Here is a 4,116-nt window from a genome sequence, read left to right as displayed (position 1 = left end):
CCGGCCGGAACGTCACCCGCGTCGACCTGCCCACCTACGCCTTCCAGCGCAAGCGGTACTGGATCGACGCCCAGGCAGGTGCCGGCAACATCGCCGCCGCCGGTCTGGACACGGCCGAGCATCCCCTGCTCGGCGCCGCGATCACCCTCGCCGACAGTGACGGCGTCGTCCTCACCGGACGGCTGTCCGCCGACGCGCTCGCCTGGGTAGGGGACAACGACGTCCTGGGGACCTTGCTCTTTCCCACCGCCGGATTCGTCGACCTGGCGCTCAGCGCCGGTGAGTTCGTCGGCTGTGATCACTTGAGCGAGTTCCGGACCGAGGTGCCTCTCGTCCTCACCGGTCATGAGGCGCCCACGCTCCAGGTCTCCGTGGGAGCGGCCGACGAGAACGGCGCTCGTACGGTGAGCATCCACTCGCGGAGTCAGAGCGTCGACACCCCCGACGTGCTGCACGGCACGGGAACGCTCACGGCCGGAGCCGATCCGTCGCCGACGGTGGACCTCACCGTCTGGCCACCGGCCGGGGCACACGCCATGGACGTGGAGGAGGCCCGGCGTGCCCTGGTCGAGCGGGGCTACGGCCATGGTGCCGCCCTCGGCGCGCTGTCGGCGCTGTGGCGGCGCGGTGACGAGGTGTTCGCCGAGCTGACGCTCGACGCGGAGCAGCAGACGGCCGAGGGCTGCGCGGTGCATCCCGCCCTGCTCGAAGCCGCCGGTCTGCTGCGGCACGTGGGAGCGGAGCCGGAGGAAACCGCGGCGCTGCCCCGCGTGTGGACCGGAGTCTCCCGGTGGGCTCCTGGCGCGACGACTCTGCGCGCCCGCCTGGCGCGCAGCACCGTTGCCGAGGGAGCGGACACGGCGGCCCTGGACCTCGCCGACGAGGCGGGCGATCCGGTGCTGTCCGTGCGGTCGCTGACTGCGGCCCCCGTGACCGAGGAGCAGCTCGCCCGGACGGCCACCGGATCGCGGCCCGACTCCCTGTACCGGCTGACATGGCAGGACGCCTCCCAGGAGGCCGCCGCTTCCGTCGTCCCGACATGGGCCGTGCTGGGCGATCCCGACCCCCGGTCCACGGGTGAGGCGCACGCCCCGTCGTTCGGCGGGGTCGACGCCTTCGCCGACGCGGTCGAGCGCGGCGACATGGCCGAGCGGACCGTGCTGCTCGCCGCGAGTACCGCTGCCGACGACACGGACGACGTGCTGGCCGGTACCCGTTCCCGCCTGGACCGAGTCCGGGAGACCATGCGCTCCTGGGTGGCGGACCCCCGGCTCGGTGCGGCCCGGCTCGTCGTGGTCACGGAGGGCGCGGTGGCCGCCAGCGATGTCCAGGGGCTGGCCCAGGCGGCGCTGCGGGGCATGGTGACGTCCGCACAGGCGGAGTATCCGGGCCGGTTCGCGCTGGTGGACCTGGACGGCTCCGAGGAGTCCCGCGCGATCCTGCCCGCGGCGCTCGCCGTCGTGGGCGCCGGGGAACCGGACGTGGCGGTCCGGGAGGGCCGGATCCTGGTCTCGCGCCTGCGGACGGTCGACCCGGCACCTCGGTCCCCGTCGGCGGTGTCCGGCGAGTCCACGCTGCCGTCCTTGCCGTTGGCCGGGGCCGACGGCACCGTGGTCGTGACCGTCGGCGTCGAGGGGCACGGTGCCCCACTCGCCCGGCACCTGGTCGATCACCACGGTGTGCGGCATCTGCTCCTCCTCCTGGACGAGTCCGCCGTCGCACCCGACACGGACGACCTGGAAGCCGAAGGCGTCCAGGTCACACAGTGGGCCTGCGACCTGTCGGACCGGGACGCGCTGGGCCGGGCCCTGGCCGCCGTACCCGCCGAACATCCCGTGCGGGCTGTCGTCCACACGGCCGCGACCGCCGCGAACGGGTTGTTCGAGGCCATGGACCAAGAGCGTATGAAGAACGCGCTGCTGCCCAGGGCGGGGGCCGCCTGGCATCTGCACGAGCTGACCCTGGACCACGCCCTGACGGCCTTCGTGCTCCTGTCGTCCTCGACCGGGCTTCTGCACGGCGTCGGCCAGGCCAACCAGGCCGCCGCCGCGACCTTCCTCGACGCGCTGGCCCGGCATCGACGCGCGCAGGGCCTGCCGGCGCTCTCGCTGGCGTTCGGGCCCTGGGACACGGGTGCGGCCGTCCCGGAGGAGGAGCTGGTGCGCGCCAAGGAGCTCGGCATCCCCTACCTGGACGCCGACGAAGGACGCGAGCTGTTCGACCGCGCCCTCGCCCTCGCCCCGGCCGACGGCAGCGCGGGCGACGAAGTCCTGCTTCCGCTCCGCCTCGATCACCGCGCCCTGCGGGCCCGCGCCGAGGAACTGCCGGCTCCGTTGCGCGGCCTCGTGCGGGTCCCGCGCCGGCCGAGCGAAGCCGACACCGGCCGGGAACTGCGCAGGCGCCTGAACACGCTGTCTCCCGAGGAACGTGTCCGCCGGCTCCTCGACATCGTGCGCGCCCAGGTCGCCGCCGTACTCGGACACGCCTCCGCGGCGATGGTCGAACCCGATCGCGCCTTCAAGGACCTCGGGTTCGACTCGCTGGCCGCCGTGGAACTGCGCAGGCGACTGGACCGGGCCACCGGTCTGTCCCTGTCGGCGACGCTCGTCTTCGACCACCCGACCTCCCGGGCGGCGGCGGAGTACATCGAGGGCCTGATCCTGCCGGACGCCGACGACAGCCCGGCCCGGGAAGCCCTCGGCGGGATCGACCGGCTGGAGGCGGTGCTCGCGGACTTGGCCGCCGGGACAGCGGGACGCGATCACGAACGCATCACCAGCCGTCTGGAAGCGCTGCTGCGCACCTGGCGGGACACGCAGGAGGGGGGCACGGCGGGTGAGCCGTCCACGGACTACGAGTCCGCCACGGACGACGAGCTCTTCGACGTCCTCGACAGCGAACTGGGCATCGCCTGACCGGAGTCCGTCCGTCCAGGAACCGTACGAGCACCACCGATCGAGGGGCAGAGGGGCAGATGGGCAACGACGACAAGCTGCGTGAATACCTCAGGCGCGCTACGTCGGACCTTCAGCAGACCAAGCGGCGCCTGCGCGAGAGCGAGGCCAGGCACCACGAGCCGATCGCCGTCGTCGCCATGAGCTGCCGCTATCCCGGCGGGATCGCCTCACCGGAAGACCTGTGGAGGCTGGTCGACGCCGGGGGTGACGGCATCTCCCTCTTCCCCGAGGACCGGGGCTGGAATCTCCAGGAGCTGTACGACCCGGAGCCCGCGACCCCCGGGAAAACCTATTGCCGCGAAGGCGGGTTCCTGCACGACGCCGCTCAGTTCGACGCCGACTTCTTCAAGATCAGCCCGCGTGAGGCCCGTGAGACGGATCCGCAGCAGAGGCTGCTCCTGGAGACGGCCTGGGAGGCGTTCGAGCGGGCGGGCATCGACCCCCTGTCCCTCAAAGGCAGCCGGACCGGCGTCTTCACCGGCATCGCCTACCACGACTACTCCGCCGACAGCGGGACCGGCGCACTCGCCAGCGTCGCCTCCGGCCGGATCGCCTACACCCTCGGCCTCGAAGGGCCCGCGGTGACCGTGGACACGGCGTGCTCGTCGTCCCTGGTCGCCCTGCACTGGGCCATCCAGGCCCTGCGGGCGGGGGACTGCACCCTCGCCCTGGCGGGCGGCGTCACCGTCATGGCGACACCTGTGTCCTTCGTCGGCTTCAGCCAGGACCGCGGCCTCGCGCCGGACGGCCGCTGCAAGGCTTTCGCGGCCGCCGCCGACGGCACGGGCTGGGGTGAGGGCGCCGGCCTCCTCCTCGTCGAACGACTCTCGGACGCGCGCCGCAACGGCCATCCGGTCCTCGCGGTCGTACGGGGCAGCGCCGTCAACTCCGACGGCGCCTCCAACGGCCTGACGGCTCCCAACGGTCCCTCCCAGCAGCGGGTCATCCGGCAGGCCCTCGCCGCCGCACAGCTCTCCGCCGACCAGGTCGACGCCGTGGAGGCGCACGGTACGGGGACGACGCTGGGTGATCCGATCGAGGCCCAGGCACTACTGGCGACCTATGGTCAGGACCGGCCCGAGGACCGTCCGCTGTGGCTGGGTTCGATCAAGTCGAACATCGGGCACGCGCAGGCCGCGGCAGGCGTCAGCGGTGTGAT

2 protein-coding genes are annotated in these 4,116 nt (G+C 73.0%); both read left to right on the top strand.

Translation table 11 applies throughout. From position 1 onward, the window contains the following. A partial coding sequence (locus AB0L29_RS35370) for a KR domain-containing protein (protein ID WP_365833453.1) occupies positions 1-2,915 on the top strand: 2,915 nt, incomplete at its 5' end. Positions 2,916-2,974: 59 nt separating this feature from the next. Next, on the top strand, positions 2,975-4,116 hold a 1,142-nt coding region (locus tag AB0L29_RS35365), incomplete at its 3' end, for a beta-ketoacyl synthase N-terminal-like domain-containing protein (RefSeq protein WP_365833451.1).

It is taken from the genome of Streptomyces sp. NPDC052701, from assembly GCF_040678355.1.
Taxonomy (GTDB): Bacteria; Actinomycetota; Actinomycetes; order Streptomycetales; family Streptomycetaceae; genus Streptomyces.
The sequence above is the reverse complement of the archived record's forward strand: the minus strand, read 5'-3'. Positions and strand labels throughout refer to the sequence as shown.